A 19,884-nucleotide genomic window follows, 5' to 3' on the forward strand; every position below is an offset into this window, starting at 1 on the left:
CGCGCGGGACCGCGAATTGCGGCGGTCCGGAGCGGGGAATGAGTACGGCTCATGCGGGTGCGTATCGCATGGGCCCGGGCCTGTAGGACAGCGCTCATAGCCCCTCTCCCCTCGCGGGAGAGGGGGTGGGGAGAGGGGGCTCCGACATTCCTATCAAGCCCACCGCTCCGCCACCGCGCGGGGCCGGTCGTTTTCGTCGAGCAGGACGAATTTGAACGTGCCTTGCGCCACTCGGGTTTCGGCCTCGCCATTACGCTCGCGCCCGATCGCTTCGGCAGTGATGGTGAGCGAGGTGGTGCCGGTTGCGGCGATATCGCAATAGACCGACAACTCGTCGCCCACCCGCATCGCGCCGGGAAAGGCGAAATCACTTGCCGAGACGACCACCGCCTTGCCCTTCCCCTCGCGGCTCGCAAGCGACCCTGCGCCGAGCGCCATCTGGCTCATCAGCCACCCGCCGAATACCCCGCCATAGGGGTTGAGGTCAGTCGGCATGGCCGTAATGCGGATTTGGGGGAAGCGGTCAGTCATTTTCGATCTGCTGTCGATCATCAGCATGAAGGACATACCACAGTGCTGCGGACAGAAGCCCAGCTGGCAAACCAAGAAGTGGTCCCATGACCAGAGAAAACAGGTCGGGCGTCGAAAAGAGGAATAGCAGGGATACCGACAGTATCCCTGCTATCGCACCGAGACCAAGAACCTTCCAAATATCCTCGTGCCAGTTCATATTTTTGGCAAGAGTCCACGCCGGCAGACCAAACACGAGCCCCCCAGTGCAGGCCAAAGGAAAAGTGATGCCAAACGCAAGCATGTAAAGCTCGAAAGGAGGGCTTTCGCCGTCGAGTGCCAAGAGGATCAGAAAATAGATCGGCATCACCATCGCTAGTGCCGCCGCTACGAGGAAGAAGCGGCCGATTTTGACCAGAATTTTCAAACCACCAGCCCCATCGGGTTCTCACAAAGCTGCTGGAAGGCTTCCATCAGCCGCGCGCCGTCGGCGCCGTCGATGGCGCGGTGGTCGAAGCTGCCGGTGGCGCTCATCACCGTGGCGACGCCCAATGCGCCGTCGATCACATGCGGGCGCTGTTCGCCTGCGCCGACCGCGAGGATCATCGCCTGCGGCGGGTTGATCACCGCGTCGAACTGCTTGGTGCCGAACATGCCGAGATTGGACAGGCTGGCGGTGCCGCCCTGGTATTCCTGCGGCTGCAGCTTGTTGTCCTTCGCCTTGGTCGCCAGTTCCTTCATCTCGGTGCTGATCTGCGCGAGACCCTTCCTGCCCGCATCGCGGATAATCGGGGTGATCAGGCCCGAGGGCGCGGCGACCGCGACCGAGATATCCTCGCGCGAATACTGGTACAGCTCGTCGCCCTGGAAGCTGACATTACATGCCGGAACGCGCTGGAGCGCGCGAGCGAGCGCCTTGATCAGCAGGTCGTTGACCGAGAGCTTGACGCCATCGGCTTCGAGGCTGGCATTGAGCTGCTTGCGCAGGTCGAGCAGCGCATCGAGCCGCACATCGACAGTGAGATAGATATGCGGGATCGTCTGCTTGGCTTCGGTCAGGCGGCGCGCGATGACCTTGCGGACATTGTTGAGCTTGGTCGCTTCATAAGGCGCATCGAGATCGCCGCCGAGCGTCGCGGGCCTGGGCGGCGCGCTGGCTGCGGGCGCGGACGCTTCGGCCTTGGCGGGGGCCGCCCCGGCTTCGAGCCCTTCGACATCGGCCTTGATGATCCGGCCGCGCGGGCCGGAGCCGGTCACCTCCGCAAGATCGACGCCCTTCTGCTCGGCGATCCGGCGCGCAAGCGGTGAGGCGATGATGCGATCCTTGTCCGTCGCCCCAGCGGAAGCTGGGGTCGCTTTCGGTTGCGCGGAGCTGTCGGCGGTCCCAGCTTTCGCTGGGACGACGTCCGTTTTTTCGGACTTAGCGGGGGTGGCTTCTGTCTCGCTTTCCGCTTCGCTTGCCGTATCCGCCGGCGCGGCAGCGGCCGCTTCGTCGAGATCCTCGCCTTCCTCGGCGAGCATCGCGATCACGGTGCCGACCTTTACGCCCTCGCTGCCTTCCTCGACTGCGATGCTGGCAATCGTGCCTTCATCGACCGCTTCGAATTCCATCGTCGCCTTGTCGGTTTCGATCTCGGCCATGATGTCGCCGGCCTCGACCTTGTCCCCCGGCTTTACCAGCCATTTGGCGAGCGTGCCCTCCTCCATGGTGGGCGACAGGGCGGGCATCTTGATCGGCGTGGGCATGGTCTGACGTTACGTCCTCGCTGGGGAGAGAGTTGTGCCGCGACCTCTGCCGAAGATGCCTCTGCGCTGCAAGGTCCTTGCGCAGAATACGAATTTACGGGTAACCCGCGCGCAAGGATCGGGGAGCAATTATGCGCACATACCTTGTCGTGATGGACGAGACCGAGGAGGCCAAGCAGGCGCTGCGGTTTGCCTCGCTGCGCGCGCAAAAAACCGGCGGATCGGTGCATATCCTCGCGCTCGTGCCGCAGCAGACCTTCAACGCCTTCGGCGGAGTCCAGGCGACGATCGAACAGGAAGCGCGCGAACGCGCCGAGGTGATGGCCAATTCCGCCGCGGGCAACATCTTCGCCGAAAGCGGGAAGATGCCCACTATCGCGGTGCGGCCGGGATCACCCGCCGATGTCATCCGCAAATATATCGACGAGCACGGCAATATCGCCGCGCTGGTGCTGGCGACGCATGCCGAGGGCGGCTCGGGCCCGCTGGTGACGCATTTCGCGGCGCATGCGGGGCAATTGCCCTGCCCGCTCTATCTCGTCCCCGGCGGGCTTAGCCGCGAAGACATCGACCGCCTCGCCTGAGCGATCAGGTCAGTGTGCCGCGGGTGGGATAATCCTTGTCCAGCGTGAAGCTGATACCGCTCAGCAGGTCATCGAGATCGGGCCGCGTGAACGGCGCGTTCTGGACCACGGCGAAATGCAGCGTGCCATCGGGCTTGACCAGGAACAGCCCCGGCTCGGAGAAGATGTCGGGTTCCTCGCTGCCGTCACGCTTTTCGCTGATGTAGAGGCCCCATTCGCGCGCCTTGTCCTCGCTCAGCGAATGCGCCAGCGGGACGTCGCCCGTGTCCCATTCCTCATGGCTGACCGCGGCGCGCTCGGGGCTGTCCATCGACACCGCGAAGACTTTGATGCCCTTGTCGGTGAACTGGTCGAGCTTGCCGCTCAGCTCGGTAAGGTACTTCTTGCAGATCGGGCAATGCTTGCCGCGATAGAACACCAGCATGGTGAACGCTTCGGGCTGCTGCTTCGACAGTTCGAAGCGCGCATCGATGGTGAGCGGCAGGTCGAGATCGGGGACGGTCTGGCCGGGGATAAGCTGGGTCATGAAGGCTCCTTCACCAACCCAATGAGCAGTCCCCCGGCCCGTTCCGTCACTTCTTCTTGCGGCCCTGGTGGCGGATGTTGCCCGGCCGACCGCGCTTGCCCGCGGGATGCGACTGGCGCGGGGCACCCTGCGCCTTCTTCGGGCCCTTGTTCTGGTGCGTCCGTTTCTTTTCCGGGGCGCGGTTGCCGCGCGGTTCGATCCCCGCGCCATCGCTGTCGGGCACTTCGAACTTGAGCGCGCCGGTCAGCGCATTGGCTTCGGCAAGCTTGAGCTTGAGCCGGTCGCCCACCGCATATTCAGTGCCGCTGCGTTCACCGACGAGCTTGCGCGCGCCTTCGTCATAGCTGAAATATTCGCGGCCCAGCGTGCTAACCGGGACCAGCCCGTCGCCGCCGAGCTGCTCGATCGTGGCGAAGAAGCCGAAGCCCTGCACCCCGGTGATGCGCGTGTCGAAAGTCTCGCCCACGCGGCCCGAGAGCCAGGCCGCGACATAGCGGTCGATCGTGTCGCGTTCGGCCTCCATCGCGCGGCGTTCGGTCTGGCTGATCGCGTCGGTGATCTGGTGCAGCGCGGTCTTGTCACGATCGGACAGGCCCGAGCCTTCGGGCAGGTCGACCTTGGGTTTGGGCTGTTCGAGCTTGTAGGCATCGACCAGCGCGCGGTGCACCAGCAGGTCGGCATAGCGCCGGATCGGCGAGGTGAAATGTGCATAGCTGCCGAGCGAGAGGCCGAAGTGGCCCGCATTCTGCGGCCCGTAGAAGGCCTGCGTCTGGCTGCGCAGCACCGCTTCCATGATCAGCGCCTTTTCGGCCGGCTCGGAAATGTCCTTGAGCATGCGATTGAACAGGCCCGGCGTGATCACCTGCCCCAGTGCGAACTTCTTGCCCTGCGTGGCGAGATATTCGCGGAAGGCGAGCAGCTTCTCGCGGCTCGGCTGTTCGTGGACGCGGTAGACCACCGGCGCGGCCTTGGCCTCGAGCGCCTTGGCCGCCGCGACATTGGCAGCGATCATGAAATCCTCGACCACGCGGTGCGCGTCGAGCCGTTCGCGGATTGCGATCTCCTCGATCACGCCCTCGTCATTGAGGCGGACCTGCCGTTCGGGCAGTTCGAGATCGAGCGGGTCGCGTGCCTGCCGCGCCTTGAACAGCAGCTTCCACGCGCCCCACAGGTTCTGCAGATATTCGGGCGCATCGCCCGCATCGATCGCGGCCTGTGCGTCCTCGTAGGCAATGTTCTTCGCCAGCCGGACGATAGCGCGGGTGAAGCGCCAGTCGCTGACCTTGCCGTGCTTGTCGATGCTTATGTGGCAGGCCATCGCGGCGCGGTCGACATCCTGTTTGAGGCTGCAGACATCGGCGCTGAGCACTTCGGGGAGCATCGGCACGACGCGGTCGGGGAAATAGACCGAATTGCCGCGCTTGCGCGCCTCGCGGTCGAGATCGCCGCCGGGGCGGACGTAATAGCTGACATCGGCAATCGCGATGATCGCGCGGTAACCGCCTTTCCCGTTGGGCTCGGCCCAGATCGCATCGTCATGGTCGCGCGCATCGGCGGGATCGATCGCGACGATGGGGACGTCGCGCAAATCCTCGCGATGGTCGGGCGAGAGCGGCAGGTCGACCGCGCGCTCCGCCTCGGCGATGGTTTCGCCCGGGAAAACATGCGGAATGCCGTGCTTGGCGATGGCGATCAGGCTGAACGCCTTGGGCGCCAGCGGATCGCCGATCACCTCGACCACCTTGACCTTCGCGCGGGCGGATTTGCCCATGCGCTCGGCCAGCACCAACTCGCCTGCCTGCGCTTCGCCCAGGTCTCCGATCGGCGCACTTTCGCGCACGCGCTTGTCGACCGGAGCGAGCCAAGGCTTGCCCGCACCATCGAATTCGACGACGCCCATCATGCCTTCGGTGCGCGCGGGAAGCTTCTTCATCGGCGTCGCGCGCCAGCCGTCACCGGTTTCCTCGTTGCGCGCGAGGATCCGGTCGCCGCGCTTCAGCGCCGCCATCTTGGTCGTTTCGCGCACCACCAGCCGCGGCGGCTTTTCCTTGCTGTCGGGGGCCCAATTTTCGGGCTCGGCAATTACTTCGCCATCCTCGATCGCGACGACCTTGAGCACGGTCACCTTGGGCACGCCGCCCATCCTGTGATAGGCAGTGCGCTTGCCGTCGATGAGGCCTTCTTCGGCCATGTCCTTGAGACGCTTTTTCAGCGTGATCTTTTCCTGACCCTTGAGGCCGAAGGCCTTGGCGATTTCGCGCTTGCCCGCGGGCGTGTCGGAGGTCTGGATAAATTCGAGTATCTGTTCTTTCGACGGCATCCCCTGACGCCGCCGGTTCGTGTTCTGTTTTGTCATGCGCGCCATATGGGGACGGCAAGCCCCCATGTCACGGGGTGCCTAATACGCCTTGGCCAGCAGCACGCGTTCCACTGCGGGTTCGCCGGTGAAGATGCAGACGCCATCGACCGCCTCGGCTCCGATCGGCACGTTGCGGATGGTGAGCTTATGCTCCTTCAGCCGCTCGACGACCTTTTCCAGCGACGCGCCCGTGGGCTTGGACCATTGCACCTCGACCCAGCCGGGATAGCGCGAGGCGGAGAAGTGCTTTTCCACCTCGGCGAAATCGGTGACTCCGCGGGTGATGTTCGCATCGCGGCGCTCGGCAGCCTGGGCTAGCAGCACTGCCTGCATGTCGGTGAGGATCGCGGGAATGGCCTCCCCTGCGGCTTCACGCGTCGGGTTCTCGAAGGCGGGCTTGCCGGTTTCGGCATCCCACAAACGGTCGCGGCGCAGCATGCTGACGACGCCATTGTCCATGTCGCGCCCGCCGACTTCGACGATCACCGGCGCGCCCTTGCGGACGTAATCCCAGCGCTTCTGCGCCGCCTTGCCGGGCCGCGTGTCGAGCAGCACGCGGAGCGGTTCGCCAAGCACGCTCTGGCCGGCCAGCGTCGCGCGCAGCGTCTCGCAATAGTCGATCAGCGCCTGGTCTTCGGGCTTGTCGCGCAGCATCGGCAGGATGACGACCTGCTGCGGCGCGATCTTGGGCGGCAGGCGCAGGCCGTCGTCGTCGCCATGCGTCATGATGACGCCGCCGACCATCCGCGTCGAAACGCCCCAGCTGGTGGTATGCGCGAGGCTCTCGCCGCCTTCGCGGTTCTGGTACTTGATCCCCGATGCCTGTGCGAAATTGGTTCCGAGATAGTGGCTGGTGCCCGCCTGCAGCGCCTTGCCGTCCTGCATCATCGCCTCGATCGACCAGGTCTCGACAGCGCCCGGGAAACGCTCGTTCTCGGGCTTTTCACCGGGCACCACCGCCAGCGCGAGGTCCTCGTCGGCAAAGGCGCGGTAAACCTCGAGCATGGTCAGCGTGTGCTCTTTCGCCTCGGCCTCGTCGGCATGCGCGGTATGGCCTTCCTGCCACAGGAATTCGCTCGTGCGCAGGAACATGCGCGTGCGCATTTCCCAGCGTACGACATTGGCCCACTGGTTGAGCTTCAGCGGCAGGTCGCGCCAGCTCTGGATCCAGCGCGCCATGGCATCGCCGATGATCGTTTCCGAGGTCGGGCGCACCACCAGCGGTTCTTCCAGCTTGGCTTCGGGATCGGGGATCAGCCCACCATCCTTGCCCGCGATCAGCCGGTGATGCGTAACCACCGCCATTTCCTTGGCGAAGCCTTCGACATGCTGTGCCTCGCGCTCGAAATTGGAGAGCGGGATGAAGATCGGGAAATAGGCGTTTTCATGCCCGGTCGCCTTGATCCGGTCGTCGAGCAGCCGCTGCATCCGTTCCCAGATGCCGAAGCCCCACGGGCGGATCACCATGCACCCGCGCACGCCCGATTCCTCGGCCATTTCGGCGGAGCTGATGACGTCCTGGTACCAGGCGGCGAAATCATCGTCGCGGCGCGTGTTCAAGGCATGGCGGATCTGGGCCACGGTCAATATCCCGTAATTGCTGGTCGGAGCGGCGCGCGGGCCGATGCCGTCATTTGCTCATCTCGTCCAGCTTCTTCTGCATCGCGGCCATCTGCGCGCGCATTTCGGCAAGGTCGTCGGACTGTTCGGGCTTGGGGGACTTGGACGCGGCGGGGATGAACGCCTCGGCGGCATTCTGCATCATCTTGAAATTGGCCTCGGCCATTTTCGCAAGCGGATTGGCTTCGATGCCCTTGGCGAAGGCCGACTGGATCTGTTCGCGGTTGCGGTGCAAATTCGCCATGCTGGCTTCGAGATAGCTCGGCATCATCGCCTGCATCGAATTGCCATACATGCTGATCAGGTCGCGCAGGAAGCTGACCGGGAGCATGTGCGTGCCGTGGCTTTCTTCCTCGACGATGATCTGCGTCAGGATGGTATGCGTGATATCGTCGCCCGACTTGGCATCGAGGACATTGAAGTCGACATTTTCGCGGACCATCTTGGCCAGATCGTCCAGCGTGATGTAGCTGCTCGTATCGGTGTTGTAGAGCCGCCTGTTGGCGTACTTCTTGATGATGATCGGTTCGCCCTCGGCGGTCCGCTTGGCCATTCTCGCATGCTCCCCAATTGTGCAATGCAAGACGCTTAGCACGTGCACAAAGTGCGACGCAACACAGCGCGCCGATCAGCCGAAGCGGTGGCCGAGGATTGTCAGCAATTCATATTGCGAAAGAGTGGTTTGCCGCGCAGCATCGGGCAGGTGATAGGGCAGCGCGACCCAGTCGCCCTCCCCCACGTCCGGCGCATCGGACAGGTCGAGGACGATCATGTCCATCGACACCTTGCCAAGGATCGGCAGGCTGCGCTCGCCATGCGTGAAATGCGCCCCTGCCCAGCTGCGCAGGATGCCATCGGCATAGCCCAGCGACACCACGCCGATGCGCATGGCGCCGGATGCGGTAAAGGTGGCGTTGTAGCCGACGGTCTCCCCCGCCCCGATCTCGCGGCACTGGATCACCCGCGCTTCGGGATAGGCCACCTGCTGGATATCGGCTGCCAGTTCGCTGCGCGGGATGCCGCCATAGAGCGACAGTCCGGGGCGGGTCAGATCGAAGGCATAGTCGCGGCCCAGTGCGATGCCGGCGCTGTTGGCGAGGCTGGCCTCCTTGTAGCGGACCGCGGAGCGGCAGGTGCGGAAGGCGTCCATCTGGCGCGCATTCATCGCGCTGTCCTCGTCGGCGCAGGCCAAATGGCTCATCAGCACTGCGATCTCGAGCTGCTGGACGGCCGGGTCGGACAGGTCGGCGGGGGATATGCCGAGGCGGTTGATCCCGGTGTCGATCATAAGATTGCACAGGCCGCCACCGCTCTCGAGCCACAGGCGCGCCTGCCGCAGGCTGTCGATGACCGGCCTGACCCCTACCGACCGCGCGTAGGCGGCTTCCCCGGCGTCGATCGGACCATGCAGCACCGCCACCTGCCCGGCCGGGACATGGCGCAGCACGGCGGGCACTTCGCTCCAATGCGCGACGAAGAAATCGCGGCACCCGGCCTCGCGCAGCACCGGCACGCAGGTCTCGACGCCCAGACCATAGCAATCCGCCTTCACCGCCGCGCCGGCGCGCGCGCTGCCCGACAGCGCATCGAGCGCGCGCCAGTTATGAGCGAGGGCATCGCGATCGATACGCAGCCGCAGGGTCGGCGGCGGGAGCGTGGTCATCGGCGGCTCACGGAAGGACGGGAGACGCGGGCGGATCCTGCCCGCTGTCTTCGAAATCGCGCGGCGGGCCCTCGGGCAGGCCCCACCACGCCACGACCAGCCCGAAGCCGACCACCACCATCGTGTACCACAGCCCCGAATAGGCATTGCCGGTCATCGCCACGATATAGCCCGCGATCAACGGCAGGAAGCCGCCGAGATAGCCCGCCCCGATATGATAGGGGATCGACATCGAGCTGTAGCGGATCCGCGCGGGGAACATCTCCGACAAAAGCGCGGCGACCGAGCCATAGGTCAGCGCCGACAACAGGCCGAGCACCAGCAGCAGGCCGATGATCCCGGCGATGCTCGCGAGTGGCGGCGTCTGGCGTTCGAAGGAATAGCCATTGGCTTCTAGCCAGCTCTGGATGATCGCGCGGCGCGTATCCTCGGGCAAGGCCTCGTAGCCATAGGTTGCGTTGCCGATCGCCAGTTCGGTGCGCGTATCTTCGGTAATGGCATAGGGAACGCCAAGCGCGGTCAGGTCCTGCAACGCGCGGCCGCAGGCGCTGGCCTGGACCTCGGCGAAGGGATCGTATTCGCATTCGGCTCCGCTGATGGTGACGGGCGCGGCGCGCGCGCTGTCCTGCAGGCCCGGATTGGCGAGCGCGCCGATCCCCCAGAACACGGGGAACAGCAGCGCAAGCGCGGCGATCGCTCCGATGATGATCGGCTTCTTGCGCCCCACCCTGTCGGACCATTTCCCGACCACGATGTAGAACCCCATCGACAGCGTGCCCGCGATCAGCAGCATCCATTCGACCACGCCTTCATCCACGCGCATCGGTCCGCGCAGGAACGACAGGCCCGAGAAGAAAGCGGTGTACCAGATCGTCGTGAGCACGCCGGTGATGCCGAACAGCGCCACGAAGATGCGCTTGGGATTGCCCGGATAGGTGAGGCTTTCCTTGAACGGATTGGCGCTGGTTTCGCCTGCGGCCTTCATTGCCTGGAACACCGGACTTTCGGACAGCTTGAGCCGCATCCAGAGCGAGATGAACAGCAGCACGATCGACAGCAGGAAGGGAATGCGCCAGCCCCATGCGGCGAAATCGTCGGCCGGGATCAGCGCGCGGCAGGCGATCACCACTGCGATCGACAGCACGAAACCGCCGACCACGCTGGCCTGGATGAAGCTGGTGTAGAAGCCGCGCTTTTCGGGCGGGGCATGCTCGGCGACATAGATCGCTGCGCCGCCATATTCGCCGCCCAGCGCCAGTCCCTGCAGGATGCGCAGGCCGATCACGATCAGCGGCGCGGCGATACCGATGCTTGCCGCGCTCGGGATCAGGCCAACGCCGGCGGTGGCGATCCCCATCAGCGTCACGGTGATGAGGAAAGTGTATTTGCGCCCCAACCGGTCGCCGAGGAAGCCGAACAGGATCGCGCCGAGCGGGCGGAAGCCGAAACCGACCGCGAAACCGGCCCAGACCAGCAGGATTTCCAGCGTCTCGTTATCGCTCGGGAAAAAGGCTGCGCCGATCAGCGCGGCGAGCGTGCCGTAGATGAAGAAATCGTACCATTCGAAGATCGTCCCCGCGCTGCTCGCGGCGATGACCAGGCGGATTTCCTTTTCGGACGGCTCCCTGTGCGGTGTGACGGCACCCTCGGGCATGTCGCGCTCCCTCCCTCGCGATTGTTCTTGGCGTGAACGCGGGTTTAGCGGGGGTCGCGGGGCTTGGAAAGCGCGTCCAGCGCGGCTCTCCACGGCAAGAGAATCGCCTCGTGACGCCCGCGGTGCGGACGGGCCGGTTCCAGCAGCGCGAGCCGGGGGAGAAGCGAGCTTGGCGCCTCGCCCTCGAGCCATTCGGTCAGCGACTGCAGGGTGCGCGCGATCGCCGCTGAATCCATGCCGCGCGCCTCGCGCGCGAAAATCGCCGCGGAGGCCTGGCCCACCGCGCAGGCGGTGACCTTGAGGCCAATGGTTTCGAGCCGGTCACCTTGGCTGGACGACAGGTCGATCACGCTGCCGCAACTGCGCGAGCGGGCAGTGCCGCATGCAATGGCCGCGGGGTCGTAGGGATAGTCGGCTAGTTCCACCGCCAGGGCGAGCAGCTTGGGCGAATAGAGCGCAGGCGCGCGGGCTGCCGCCATCACTCGGGCGCGGCGGCCTGCTCGCGCAGGATGGCGCGGCGATCGGCCAGCACCTCGACCAGCGCGCGCGAGCTGGCATCGACCAGTTCGTAGCTGCGCGCCGTGGTGATCCAGGTGGGCCGCCCCTTGAAGCCCCACACCGTATCGTAGCCCAGCACCAGCAGCGAGAAGGCGATCACCACGATGACCATGCCCTTGAGCGCTCCGAAACCGAAGCCGAGGACGCGGTCGACCGGGCCCAGCACCGAGCCGCGCGAAGCAGTCCCGACATTGTTGGCGATGACTTTCATCGCGGCATAGGGGATCAGCAGCAGCAGGGTGAACGACAGCAGCGAGGTGGTGATATGCGAACCGATGTACTCCTGCAGCGCAGTCGTCAGCGGCGTATGCAGGAACCGGATCGCAAAAGCGGCCAGCACCCACGCGGCGAGCGAAAGCACTTCCTGCATGAATCCACGCAGGAAACCGCCCACGGCGGCGATGCCGACGATCAGCAGGACAATGTAATCGAAACCCGTCATTTCTCTACCATGGACCGGGACTTATGAATTCCCGATTATCCGGTCAACGAGATTGGCCAATTGTCCCAAGCCGTCATAGGTCAGCGCCTCCGACCCGCCCTTCACATCCGCCGGTCCGAAACCGCGGTCGAAGCCGAGCTTGGCGGCTTCGCGCAGGCGCAGTCCGCCATGCGCGACCGGGCGGATTTCCCCGGCGAGCGAGACTTCACCCAGCCACACGCTGCGCGGCGGCAGCGGTTTGTCGGCCATCGCGCTGACCAGCGCCGCGGCCACCGCGAGATCGGCCGCGGGATCGGACAGGCGATAGCCGCCCGCGACATTGAGATAGACCTCGGCCGAAGAGAAATTGAGCCCGCAGCGCGATTCGAGCACGGCGAGCAGCATGGCGAGCCGCCCGCTGTCCCACCCTACCACCGCACGGCGCGGGGTGGCGCCCGATTGCAACCGCACGATCAGCGCCTGGATCTCGACCAGCACCGGGCGCGTGCCCTCGATCGCGGGGAAGACCGCGCTGCCTGCCATCGGCTCGTCGCGGCCCGAGAGGAACAGCATGGAGGGGTTGTCGACTTCCTCCAACCCCTCCCCCGCCATGGCGAAGACGCCGATCTCGTCGACTGCGCCGAAGCGGTTCTTGAGCGCGCGTAGGATGCGGTACTGGTGGCTGCGCTCGCCCTCGAAGCTCATCACCACATCGACCATGTGTTCGAGCACGCGCGGCCCGGCGATGCTGCCATCCTTGGTGACGTGCCCCACCAGTACCAGCGCAACGCCGTTTTCCTTGGCGTAGCGGATCAGTTCGAAGGCGCAGCCGCGCACCTGGCTGACCGTCCCGGGCGCGCCTTCGATCGTGTCCGAATGCATCGTCTGGATCGAATCGATCACCAGCAGCTTGGGCGCGTCCATCGAACCCAGCGTGGTCAGGATATCGCGCACCCCGGTCGCGGCGGCGAGCTTGATCGGCGCGTCCGACAGCCCGAGCCGCGCGGCGCGCATGCGGATTTGCCCGGCAGCTTCCTCGCCGCTGACATAGACGACGCCATGCCCGCCGCGGGCGATCTTGGCCGCGGCTTGAAGCAGTAATGTCGATTTGCCGATGCCCGGATCGCCGCCGAGCAGGATCGCCGATCCCGGGACCAGCCCGCCGCCCAGCGCGCGATCGAATTCGGCAAGGCCGGTGGGCTGGCGCGTCGGCAGGGCGCCGGGCTTGTCGAGCTCGACGAACTCGACCGCGCGCCCCCCGCTCGACAGATCGTGTTTCATCGAGAACACCGTCGCCGGGGCATCCTCCGCCAGCGTGTTCCATTCGGCGCAATCGGGGCATTGCCCCTGCCAGCGATTGGATACGCCGCCACAGGCCTGACAGACATAGCGTTTCTTGGGTTTCGCCATGCGCGCTTGCTAACTGGAACATTTCGCGAACGCAATTGCCTTTGTCGGTTTATCCCGTCATGAGGTCCGGCAATGCGTCAAAAGGAATTGCGGATAGCGCTGGTCTGCTACGGCGGAGTGAGCTTGGCCATCTATATGCATGGCGTGACGCGCGAGCTGTGGCAGCTGGCCCGCGCCAGTCGCGATTTCCATGCGCAGGGGCCCGCGCGCGGCGGAGTGGAAGCGGTCTATCGCGGTCTGCTCGAACGGATCGCCGACGAACACGACCTGCGCTTGCGCGTGCTCCCCGATATCATGAGCGGGGCGAGCGCGGGCGGGATCAATGCCGTGTTCCTCGCGCAGGCGGTCCATTCGGGCCAGTCGCTCGAACCGCTGACCGACCTGTGGCTCGAACTGGCCGATGTCGACGAACTGGTCGACCCCGCGGCCCGCCTCAAATGGCGGTTTTCGAAGATGTGGGCGCAGCCCTTCGCCACCTGGCTGCTCAGCCGGCCCGGCAGCAATCTGGCCGATGCGGTGGCCCCCGAAACGCAGGCCGAGGTCGAGCGCAAGGTGTCGCACCTGATTCGCGGCCGGTGGTTCGAACCGCCGTTCTCGGGCCTCGGCTTCTCGCGCATGCTCGAACGGGCCTTCTCGGCCATGGCCGCGAGCCCGGTGGAAGAGCCGCTGCTGCCGCCCGGCCATCCGCTCGACCTCTATGTCACCGCGACCGATTTTCACGGCTATCTCGAATTGCTGCGACTGCACAGCCCGCCGGTGGTCGAGGACACCGAACACCGCATGCCAATTTCCTTCCGGACGCGCACGCCGATGACAGGCGGCATCGATATCGCCAATCCGCTCGAGCTGGTGTTCGCTGCCCGCGCGACAGCCAGTTTCCCGGGGGCCTTCCCGCCGCTGCGGATCGAGGAAATCGACCAATTGTCCGACCTCACCGAACGCAGGTGGCCGGAGAGGGAGGCGTTTCTCGAACGGATCATGCCGGTGCATGTCGCGCGGGAAACAATTGATAATGTGTCGCTTATCGACGGGTCGGTGCTGGTCAACAAGCCATTCGCCGGGGCCATCGCCGCCTTGCATGAACGCCCCGCGCAGCGCGAGGTCGACCGCCGGTTCCTCTATGTCGATCCGCGCCCCGACCGCTATGGCGATGATGGCGGCAAGCGCGAGCCGGTGGGCTTCTTCTCGGCCATTTTCGGGTCGCTTTCGACGCTCCCGCGCGAACAGCCGATCCGCGACAATCTGGAACAGCTCGAAGAGCAAAGCCGCGAGGCCGAGCGGCTCAGCCGCATGGTCGCCGCGCTGCGCCCCGAAGTCGATGCCGCGGTCGATCGCCTCTTCGGGCGAACGCTGTTTCTCGACCGGCCCACCCCTGCAAGGCTGAAAGCGTGGCGGCAGAAGGCGCAGCAGGCCGCCGCCGAGCGTGCGGGTTATGCCTTTCACGCCTATGCGCAAGCGAAGTTCACCGGTATCGTCGTCCGCCTCGCGCGGTTGGCATTGGCCGCTGCGCCCAAGCTGGGCTTCGACGATCCCGCCCCGATCGAGGCGGTGCTGCGCGAGGAGTTGATCCGGCGCGGCCTGAACACGCTGGCTGCGCCCTCGGGCGGTGCATCGCCCGAAGCGATCGCCTTCTTCCGCGAACACGACATCGGTTTCCGCATTCGCCGGTTGCGTCTGCTCGCGCGGCGGCTCGCGCGCGACTGGGAGGCCGATCCCGACATTTCCGACGAGGCGCTCGAACAGGGCCGCGATACGGTTTACCAGATACTCGCGCTCTATTTCGAACGCGAGGGCGTTGCCGCGCTGGGCGCGGATTTCGTGCCGCTGGCGGAGGGGGTGATGCGCGACCCGGGATCGCTGCTCGACATGATCGAGGCGAAGCGTCTGCTACCCGGGCTCGACGACCGCGCCGAGGAAATGCTCGCTGCCGCGCTCGAGCAGATGCCCAAGAACCTGCGCCGCCGCATGCTGCTGAGCTATCTGGGCTTTCCATTCTACGATGTCGCCACGCTGCCGCTGCTGCGCAATGAAGGACTGACCGAATTCGACCCGGTCAAGGTCGACCGCATCAGCCCCGACGATGCGCGCAGCATCCGCGAAGGCGGTACGCCGGCCACGCTGCGCGGGGTCGAGTTCTATAATTTCGGCGCCTTCTTCAGCCGGGCTTACCGCGAGAACGATTATCTGTGGGGCCGGCTGCACGGGGCGGAGCGGATGATCGACCTGGTCTGTTCGACGCTGGAAAAGCCCTTTGCCGCCGAAACCTGCCGCCACTTCAAGCGCGCGGCCTTCCACGCGATCCTCGACGAAGAACAGATGGCGCAGCGATGTACGCAGCGCCTGATCGACGAGATCCGCGCCGAGCTTGTCGAACGAATGCCCTAGCCCGCGGCGCGGCCGAAGAAGAGCAGCATCACCAGCCGCGCGCTTTCGGCGTCGGTACCGAAGCCCGGGGCGGCATTGTGGAACTGCCAGGGTGAAAACAGCACGAGCCGGTTGAAGCGCATCGGGACGCGCATCACGCGCTCCCATTTGCCCGGCTGCGTGGTGTCCTTGTTGACCACATCGCCCACCAGCGTGTCGAGATCGGCATAACCCGACGCCGCGAGCTCGGCGCCATTGGCGGGCACGCGTTCGAGGCCGGTACGCTTGTGGCGGAAGAAATCGGTCCCGCCGGCCCCCGGTCTGGCGCAATCTTCTGGGCGCGAGAGGTAGAGGATGCCCGAGTAGAAAGCGGGGTCGATATGCACCCCGCTGCGGCCCTTGTCCGCTTTGAGCGTCATCCGGCAATGGCCATGCTCGGTCTTGTCCGCCCCCTTGAGCGCGAGCCCGAGATGCCGCGAGACCGAAGCGTTAATCCCGTCCATCGGCAACGCGCTGGTAGAATCGCGGCCCGGATAATTTCCGCCCGTCCCCGGCGGCGCATAGTCGAGCGCGAGCGCAGCCCGCCGCGCGGCCCAGGGGTCGGACAGGAAATCGTCGATGATCGTCAGCGAAGGCAGCATGGGCCGCGCTTATCGCCAGCGCAGCCCTGCTTGGCAATCACCCGCCGATCACATCCTTGAGCTTGTTGAAGAAGCCGCGGCTTTCAGGGCATTCGTCGCCGGTTTCCAGCTCGCGGAACTGTTCGAGCAGCGCGCGCTGTTCCTTGCTCAGCTTGGTCGGGGTCTCGACCGCGATTTCGACCACCAGGTCACCGCGTCCGCGGCCCTGCAGCACGGGCATGCCCGCGCCCCGATGGCGCAATTGCTTGCCCGACTGGATCCCCGCCGGAATTTCGATCGTCACATCCTCGCCATCGAGGTTGGGAATATCGATCGATCCGCCCAGCGCAGCCGCAGTGAAGCTGATCGGGACGCGCGTGGCGAGCGTGGTGCCTTCGCGCTGGAAGATCGCATGCGGTTTCACATGGAGGAAAATATAGAGATCGCCCGGAGGCGCGCCGCGTGGTCCGGCCTCGCCCTTGCCCGACAGGCGGATGCGCGTGCCGGTATCGACGCCGGGCGGGATTTCGACTTCGAGCGACTGCGCCTTGTCCACACGTCCCTCGCCGCGGCAATCGCGGCATGGCGAGCTGATGACTTCGCCGCTGCCGTGGCAATTGGGGCACGGACGTTCGACGACGAAGAAGCCCTGCTTGGCGCGGACCTGGCCCTGGCCGTGGCACAGGTTGCAGGTGCGTGCGCGCGTTCCGGGCGTTGCGCCCGAGCCGTGGCAGGTTTCGCAATTCTGCGAGACTTCGATCTCGATTTCGGTCGATTTGCCGTGGAAGGCTTCCTCGAGTTCGATCTGCAGATCGTAACGCAGATCGGCACCGCGGCGCGGACGGGCACGCCCACCGCCGCCAAATGCGCTGCCGAAGATGGTCTCGAAAATATCCCCGATATCGCCGAAATCGGCGCCGGGATGGCCGCCGCCACCGGGGCCGCCCTGCTGGAAAGCGGCATGCCCGAAGCGGTCGTAGGCGGCGCGCTTCTGCGGGTCCTTGAGCACTTCATAGGCGGCGCTGAGCGCCTTGAACTTGCCTTCGCTCTCGGTGCAGCCGGGGTTGCGGTCGGGATGGTGCTTCATGGCGAGCTTGCGATAGGCCGACTTGATCGTCGCCCCGTCGGCATCGCGGCTCACTCCGAGCAATTCGTATAGTTCGGTTTCGGTAGTCGACATGGCTTCCCAATGACTAATCGCCACCGGTGCGCTGGGGCACCGGTGGCGATTGGTTTTTCATCGTCCGATCAGTTCTTCGCGTCTTCGTCGACTTCGGAGAACTCGGCGTCGACCACGTCGTCCTCGTCCGCACTATCCGCTGCTTCGGCATCTCCGGCAGGCGCGTCGGCAGCATTGGCCTGCTCCTGCTCGTAGATCGACTGGCCCATCTTCATCGCGCTCTGCGACAGGTCCTGGGCCTTGGCGTTGATGTCGGTAGCGTCATCGCCTTCGAGCGCGGTCTTGAGCGCCGCGACCTTCTCTTCGACTTCGCTCTTCAGCGAAGCGTCGATCTTGTCGCCATGCTCTTCGAGCTGCTTCTCGGTTGCGTGGACGAGGCTGTCGGCCTGGTTGCGGGCCTCGGCGCTTTCGCGGCGCTTCTTGTCCTCGTCGGCGAACTTCTCGGCGTCCTGGACCATCTGGTCGATATCGTCATCGGACAGGCCGCCCGATGCCTGGATGCGGATCTGCTGCTCCTTGCCGGTGCCCTTGTCCTTGGCACTGACGTTGACGATGCCGTTGGCGTCGATGTCGAAAGTGACCTCGATCTGCGGCACGCCGCGCGGGGCAGCCGGGATACCGACCAGGTCGAACTGGCCGAGCATCTTATTGTCCGCGGCCATTTCGCGTTCGCCCTGGAAAACGCGGATCGTCACCGCGTTCTGATTGTCCTCGGCGGTCGAATAGGTCTGCGTCTTCTTGGTCGGGATCGTCGTGTTGCGATCGATCATCTTGGTCATGATGCCGCCAAGGGTCTCGATGCCCAGCGACAGCGGGGTCACGTCGAGCAGCAGCACGTCCTTGACGTCGCCCTGGAGGACGCCGGCCTGGATCGCTGCGCCCATGGCGACGACTTCATCGGGGTTCACACCAGTATGCGGCTTCGAACCGAAGAATTCTTCGACCACTTCACGGACTTTGGGCATGCGGGTCATGCCGCCGACGAGGATGACCTCGTCGATCTCGTCCTTTGAGACACCGGCATCGGCCAGCGCCTTCTTGCACGGTTCGAGCGTACGCTTGATCAGATCGCCGACGAGCTGTTCGAGCTTCGAGCGGCTGAGCGTTTCGACGAGGTGCAGCGGGGTCGAGCTGCCGCCTTCCATACGCGCGGTGATGAAGGGCAGGTTGACTTCGGTCGAGGCCGAGCTCGAGAGTTCGATCTTGGCCTTTTCGGCGGCTTCCTTGAGACGCTGCAGCGCGAGCTTGTCGGTCCGGAGATCCATGTTCTCCTTCTTCTTGAACTCGTCCGCGAGATATTCGACGATCGTGCTGTCGAAATCTTCGCCGCCGAGGAAAGTGTCGCCATTGGTCGACTTCACTTCGAACACGCCGTCACCGATTTCGAGGACCGAAACGTCGAAGGTACCGCCGCCAAGGTCGTAAACGGCGATGGTCTTGCCGTCTTCCTTGTCCATGCCATAGGCGAGCGCCGCGGCGGTCGGTTCGTTGATGATGCGCAGCACTTCGAGACCCGCGATCTGGCCGGCGTCCTTGGTCGCCTGGCGCTGCGCGTCGTTGAAGTATGCGGGAACGGTGATGACCGCCTGGGTGACGGTTTCGCCAAGATAGCTCTCGGCGGTTTCCTTCATCTTCTGCAGGATGAAGGCGGAAACCTGGCTGGGCGAATAGTCTTCGCCGCCGGCTTCGACCCATGCGTCGCCGTTCTTGCCCTTGACGATGTCGTAGGGAACCAGGCCCATGTCCTTCTTGGTCAGCGGGTCATCGAACCGGCGACCGATCAGGCGCTTGATCGCGAACAGCGTGTTGTCGGGATTGGTCACCGCCTGGCGCTTGGCCGGCTGACCGATCAGACGTTCGCTGTCCTTGGTGAAGGCAACGATCGACGGTGTGGTCCGCGCGCCTTCCGAATTCTCAATGACCTTGGGCTTGCCGCCGTCCATCAAGGCGACACAGCTGTTGGTGGTGCCGAGGTCGATACCGATAACTTTGCTCATGGTTTCCCCATCTGTTTCAAGTCGTTGGACACCGCACTTTGGGTTCCCCAAAGCTGGCGGAACCGGTTGGCGGCTCTATCCGGTGGTGTGTTACCCGCGTGATATAGGTGCGGTTTTCCTTGGCACAAGGGAGAGCGCGCGCTAGTTTTTGTGCAGGACGAAGAGGGGATGAAATCCATGAAATTCACGTATTTCGCACCAGCAGCGCTGGCTTTCGCTACGGTTACACTGGCCGCTTGTTCGGGCGGCACCGAGGAAGCGGCGGCACCCGCGGTCGACGAGGTGGCACTGGAACTGAGCGACGCGCGGCTGATGCTGCCGGCGGTGTCGGGCAATCCGGGCGCGATCTATTTCACCGTCGCCAATACCGGCGAGCGCAATTACGCGATCCGCCGCGCCGATGTCGCAGGCGCCGGCCGTGCAGAACTCCACGCATCGATGCAGATGGATGGCGAAATGACCATGGACAGCGTGGGCCAGGTATTGGTCAATGCGGGCGATGAAGAGACTTTCGAACCCGGCGGCTACCACGTCATGGTTTTCGATCTCGACCCGGCAATCGCGGCGGGCGACACGGCCGAGATGACGCTGACCGTGGTGGGCGGCAAGCTGAAGAGCTTCCCGGTCGAAGTCCGCGCCGCGGGTGACGAACGCTGAGCAATGGGGGCGACA

18 protein-coding genes are annotated in these 19,884 nt (G+C 65.0%); 3 read left to right on the plus strand and 15 right to left on the minus strand.

What is annotated here, in order from left to right; all coding sequences use genetic code 11:
• Positions 1–153 precede the first annotated feature (153 nt).
• Genes J2S32_RS02530 through J2S32_RS02540 form a run of 3 tightly spaced genes read right to left on the minus strand, consistent with a single transcriptional unit; the run spans position 154 to position 2,256 of the window.
• Positions 154–531: an acyl-CoA thioesterase gene (locus J2S32_RS02530; protein ID WP_253515614.1), complete on the minus strand. Its 378-nt coding sequence runs from the start codon at positions 529–531 to the stop codon at positions 154–156.
• Positions 524–937 carry a hypothetical protein gene (locus tag J2S32_RS02535; protein ID WP_253515615.1) on the minus strand — a complete coding sequence of 138 codons (414 nt, stop codon included), beginning with the start codon at positions 935–937 and terminating at the stop codon, positions 524–526. Before J2S32_RS02535 ends, J2S32_RS02530 begins: the two co-directional genes overlap by 8 nt.
• Complete coding sequence (locus J2S32_RS02540; protein ID WP_253515616.1) at positions 934–2,256, minus strand: pyruvate dehydrogenase complex dihydrolipoamide acetyltransferase; 1,323 nt, start codon at positions 2,254–2,256, stop codon at positions 934–936. The genes J2S32_RS02535 and J2S32_RS02540 overlap by 4 nt, the downstream gene beginning before the upstream one ends.
• Before the next feature lie 131 nt (positions 2,257–2,387).
• Here J2S32_RS02540 and J2S32_RS02545 point away from each other — a divergent pair, with 131 nt between their 5' ends.
• Positions 2,388–2,840, plus strand: a complete 453-nt coding sequence (locus J2S32_RS02545) for a universal stress protein (RefSeq protein WP_253515617.1) — start codon at positions 2,388–2,390, stop codon at positions 2,838–2,840.
• A 4-nt stretch (positions 2,841–2,844) separates the two neighbouring features.
• On the opposite strand, the gene J2S32_RS02550 is transcribed toward J2S32_RS02545, so the two are convergent.
• From J2S32_RS02550 to radA, 9 genes are all read right to left on the minus strand, one after another.
• Entirely contained in the window at positions 2,845–3,366 is a 522-nt protein-coding gene (locus J2S32_RS02550) for a peroxiredoxin-like family protein (protein ID WP_253515618.1), read from the minus strand.
• A 46-nt stretch (positions 3,367–3,412) separates the two neighbouring features.
• Positions 3,413–5,731 carry a ribonuclease R gene (gene rnr, locus J2S32_RS02555; protein ID WP_253515619.1) on the minus strand — a complete coding sequence of 773 codons (2,319 nt, stop codon included), beginning with the start codon at positions 5,729–5,731 and terminating at the stop codon, positions 3,413–3,415.
• A gap of 33 nt (positions 5,732–5,764) precedes the next feature.
• Entirely contained in the window at positions 5,765–7,306 is a 1,542-nt protein-coding gene (gene proS / locus J2S32_RS02560) for a proline--tRNA ligase (protein ID WP_253515620.1), read from the minus strand.
• 49 nt (positions 7,307–7,355) lie between these two features.
• On the minus strand, positions 7,356–7,898 hold the full coding sequence (gene phaR / locus J2S32_RS02565; protein WP_253515621.1) for a polyhydroxyalkanoate synthesis repressor PhaR: 543 nt from the start codon (positions 7,896–7,898) through the stop codon (positions 7,356–7,358).
• 75 nt (positions 7,899–7,973) lie between these two features.
• Positions 7,974–9,008, minus strand: coding sequence for an alanine racemase (locus J2S32_RS02570; RefSeq protein WP_253515622.1), 1,035 nt, complete (start codon positions 9,006–9,008; stop codon positions 7,974–7,976).
• 7 nt (positions 9,009–9,015) lie between these two features.
• Positions 9,016–10,662 carry an MFS transporter gene (locus tag J2S32_RS02575; protein WP_253515623.1) on the minus strand — a complete coding sequence of 549 codons (1,647 nt, stop codon included), beginning with the start codon at positions 10,660–10,662 and terminating at the stop codon, positions 9,016–9,018.
• Positions 10,663–10,706: 44 nt separating this feature from the next.
• Positions 10,707–11,141 carry an iron-sulfur cluster assembly scaffold protein gene (locus tag J2S32_RS02580; RefSeq protein WP_253515624.1) on the minus strand — a complete coding sequence of 145 codons (435 nt, stop codon included), beginning with the start codon at positions 11,139–11,141 and terminating at the stop codon, positions 10,707–10,709.
• Positions 11,141–11,662, minus strand: a complete 522-nt coding sequence (locus J2S32_RS02585) for a CvpA family protein (RefSeq protein WP_253515627.1) — start codon at positions 11,660–11,662, stop codon at positions 11,141–11,143. Before J2S32_RS02585 ends, J2S32_RS02580 begins: the two co-directional genes overlap by 1 nt.
• Positions 11,663–11,683: 21 nt before the next feature.
• Positions 11,684–13,051, minus strand: a complete 1,368-nt coding sequence (gene radA, locus J2S32_RS02590; protein ID WP_253515629.1) for a DNA repair protein RadA — start codon at positions 13,049–13,051, stop codon at positions 11,684–11,686.
• A gap of 72 nt (positions 13,052–13,123) precedes the next feature.
• Between radA and J2S32_RS02595 the strand changes: the two genes are divergently transcribed.
• Positions 13,124–15,436: a patatin-like protein gene (locus J2S32_RS02595; RefSeq protein WP_253515631.1), complete on the plus strand. Its 2,313-nt coding sequence runs from the start codon at positions 13,124–13,126 to the stop codon at positions 15,434–15,436.
• Here J2S32_RS02595 and J2S32_RS02600 read toward each other — a convergent pair.
• The 3 genes from J2S32_RS02600 to dnaK form a co-directional block, all read right to left on the minus strand.
• Positions 15,433–16,056 (minus strand): DUF6445 family protein, encoded by a 624-nt coding sequence (locus J2S32_RS02600; protein WP_253515633.1) that lies wholly within the window; start codon positions 16,054–16,056, stop codon positions 15,433–15,435. The two genes, J2S32_RS02595 and J2S32_RS02600, sit on opposite strands and share 4 nt — an antisense overlap.
• 37 nt (positions 16,057–16,093) lie before the next feature.
• Positions 16,094–17,215 carry a molecular chaperone DnaJ gene (dnaJ, locus tag J2S32_RS02605; protein ID WP_253515635.1) on the minus strand — a complete coding sequence of 374 codons (1,122 nt, stop codon included), beginning with the start codon at positions 17,213–17,215 and terminating at the stop codon, positions 16,094–16,096.
• Positions 17,216–17,283: 68 nt separating this feature from the next.
• Positions 17,284–19,212, minus strand: coding sequence for a molecular chaperone DnaK (dnaK, locus tag J2S32_RS02610; RefSeq protein ID WP_253515637.1), 1,929 nt, complete (start codon positions 19,210–19,212; stop codon positions 17,284–17,286).
• 177 nt (positions 19,213–19,389) lie between these two features.
• Between dnaK and J2S32_RS02615 the strand changes: the two genes are divergently transcribed.
• Entirely contained in the window at positions 19,390–19,869 is a 480-nt protein-coding gene (locus tag J2S32_RS02615) for a copper chaperone PCu(A)C (RefSeq protein WP_253515639.1), read from the plus strand.
• Positions 19,870–19,884: the final 15 nt, after the last annotated feature.

The organism is Qipengyuania citrea, assembly GCF_024171405.1.
Classification (GTDB): domain Bacteria; phylum Pseudomonadota; class Alphaproteobacteria; order Sphingomonadales; family Sphingomonadaceae; genus Qipengyuania; species Qipengyuania profunda.